4 protein-coding genes are annotated in these 2,556 nt (G+C 46.3%); 3 read left to right on the top strand and 1 reads right to left on the bottom strand.

Annotated elements, in window-relative coordinates:
• The first annotated feature begins 413 nt into the window (after positions 1-413).
• Positions 414-560: a replication initiation protein gene (locus C5687_RS25170; RefSeq protein WP_073545459.1), complete on the top strand. Its 147-nt coding sequence runs from the start codon at positions 414-416 to the stop codon at positions 558-560.
• Positions 561-1,017: 457 nt separating this feature from the next.
• Here C5687_RS25170 and C5687_RS23930 read toward each other — a convergent pair whose 3' ends face one another.
• Positions 1,018-1,299 carry a type II toxin-antitoxin system RelE/ParE family toxin gene (locus C5687_RS23930; protein WP_032440460.1) on the bottom strand — a complete coding sequence of 94 codons (282 nt, stop codon included), beginning with the start codon at positions 1,297-1,299 and terminating at the stop codon, positions 1,018-1,020.
• Positions 1,300-1,635: 336 nt separating this feature from the next.
• Here C5687_RS23930 and C5687_RS23925 point away from each other — a divergent pair, with 336 nt between their 5' ends.
• Together C5687_RS23925 and C5687_RS23920 are read left to right on the top strand one after the other, a co-directional pair.
• Positions 1,636-1,929: a HigA family addiction module antitoxin gene (locus tag C5687_RS23925; RefSeq protein WP_023317864.1), complete on the top strand. Its 294-nt coding sequence runs from the start codon at positions 1,636-1,638 to the stop codon at positions 1,927-1,929.
• A 63-nt stretch (positions 1,930-1,992) separates the two neighbouring features.
• Positions 1,993-2,295: a DUF3892 domain-containing protein gene (locus C5687_RS23920; protein ID WP_023317863.1), complete on the top strand. Its 303-nt coding sequence runs from the start codon at positions 1,993-1,995 to the stop codon at positions 2,293-2,295.
• Positions 2,296-2,556 lie beyond the last annotated feature (261 nt).

The following is a 2,556-nucleotide window of genomic DNA, read 5'->3' as shown; positions in this document are numbered from 1 at the left end:
AGGCCTCAGAGCGTCAGTGCTCAGTGTAGGGATGTTCTCTTTTCCGCTTCCTCGCTCACTCAGTCGCTACGCTCCTGCCGTTCGGCTGCGGCGAGCGGCAGGGGCATGCGTGTAAGAACTCGAGAAAACCGAGCGCTAACGTAAGAGAGAAAGTGTAAGGCCGAGCGACGGCCGTTTTTTCCATAGGCTCCGCCCCCCTGACAAGCATCACGAAATCTGACGCTCAAATCAGTGGTGGCGAACCCCGACAGGACTATAAAGATACCAGGCGTTTCCCCCTGATGGCTCCCTCGTGCGCTCTCCTGTTCCTGCCTTTCGGTTTACCGGTGTCATTCCGCTGTTATGGCCGCGTTTATCTCATTCCACGCCAGACACTCAGTTCCGGGTAGGCAGTTCGCTCCAAGCTGGACTGTATGCACGAACCCCCCGTTCAGTCCGACTGCTGCACCTTATCCGGTAACTATCATCTTGAGTCCAACCCGGTAAGACACGCACAAGCGCCACTGGCAGCAGCCACTGGTAAGAAGGTGTACAAGAGATTACTGATACAGAGTTCTTGAAGTCTCAGCCCAACTACGGCTAAACTGAAAGGACAGAATTTGGTTTCAGCGGTCTTGTACACCCTGTTACCACGGTTCAGAAGTTCCCCAACTTACTGAACCCTCGAAAAAACCGCCTCCCCAGGCGGTTTTTTCGTCTCGGCGAGTAAGATACGCTTTATCATTCAAAGCAGTCAAGGAAGAACCAAGGCAGCTCACTCACCAGCAGGCTCCTTTTTATTGGTAGACACATGCTTCTGGACAGTATCAGCCCCTGCACAAAGTACAGCAGCTAACAAGAACCATCCCCAGCCATCAATACCACGAAAAGCTAGGACTCCAGCAATAGTTACGCTAATCAACGGGAACAATAAAACCATAAAGGATCTCATACTTTCTCCAGAGGTTACTTTTTTAATAAAGTCCCTAATCCATCCGTACTTTCACTTGGATGGATTAGCAACTTACTTATTGATAACTAATGATAATCTTCAAGATCAACGTCTAAGACGTTTGGTTCCTCAACCTTGAAAACTACCCGCCAGTTCCCATTAACTTCAACGGAATACTCGCCTTTACGCTCCCCCTTTAGGGGGTGGCACCCTAACGCCCTAACGTCAACAACGTCTTGAATGCAAGTTGCTGTGCTTAGCGTAGTCAAAATCATGCGAAGTCTTTTCGCCATACTGGGCTGAATACCGGCGGTGCTACCTTCTTCAGCAAAGCTCCTAAGTCCTTTATGTTTTATGTTTTTTATCATCTACAATCCCCATATTTTTTTCGTCTATACCTGTATCTATATTTTAAAATCATTTTAATTAGTTCCATTTTGCCCCCTTGCTTTATTAAAACAATTGACGTAAGTTTGTTCTTGAGGTCAATCACCTCATTTGACTTCAACGAATCCTAAGGGTAAAATACTGCGCCTTGAAAAGGCCATAAAAGCCCATACATACGCAGTAGCTTTGACTCCAACGAGTATCCTAAAGCTGACTGCTTTTTTTGTCAATATCATGAGCTTGCACATTGTGCAATGCGCATACTGAAAGGCAGTAATTTTTTTGTATAATCAAATACAAAACAAACAGAGGAAGGCATGATAAATCTTTACGATCCTGTTCATCCTGGTGAGTTTATCAGAGAAATGTTCATGGAACCGTTCGAAATACCTGCCGCAGAGTTAGCCGATAAACTTGATGTATCCCAGTCTACCTTAAGTAGACTGTTAAATGGGAAAACAGACTTAAGCTATGAAATGGCACTTAGATTGTCGAAGGTCGTAGGCCGCTCTGCAGAGTCGTGGGTAAACATGCAGACCCAATTCAGCCTGTCAAAAAGTCGCAAATCTTTAGCGGCAGAGCTGGAACACTTGCATCCAATGTTTCCATGAAAAAAGCCCGCAGAACGCGGGCTTTTGTTACGTAAAACACCCAGCAGCCATCAGGAGGCAACCATGGTAGATTTCTATATCTCAGCAATCAAAATGGACAGTGCTGGTCAGCACATCGAATTCGTAAAAGTTCATAAAATAAACCGAGATGGCTCATGGAACACTGCCGGCTCAATCAGCTCTCGCAAATTCATCAGCGAGCTGATCAGCATGGGAAAAGCCAGCTTTATGACAGTTGTAAAGAACAGCTCTACTGGTAAGTGGAACCTAGGAGCCAAAGTGGAAGCGATGAACGATGGCTACATAACCACAGATCCAAACAAAACTAAACTCGATAACTTGGGAAATCTGCCGAAATTTGTCTGATATGCAATAACATCCTCTAAGTTCCAGCAGAATCCCCTCCCTAATGATTTAACATAAAGTCATAATTGTACGCACCGCTAAAACGGCCTCAGGGCGTTTCCGACGGGAAACCGGTAAAACAGGCAACAAACCACCCGAAAACCCGCCAGAAACGCGCAGGCTCTGTTTTTACGGCATGCATGAGTATGCACGCAAGTGCATATCGCGAAAATTCACGCCATTCAGCCAGGGTAAGTCCTGTTTCCGGCGTTCTTCCTATCC

Source organism: Enterobacter sichuanensis (genome assembly GCF_002939185.1).
GTDB lineage: Bacteria > Pseudomonadota > Gammaproteobacteria > Enterobacterales > Enterobacteriaceae > Enterobacter > Enterobacter sichuanensis.
This window is presented reverse-complemented; position numbering and strand designations above follow the sequence as displayed.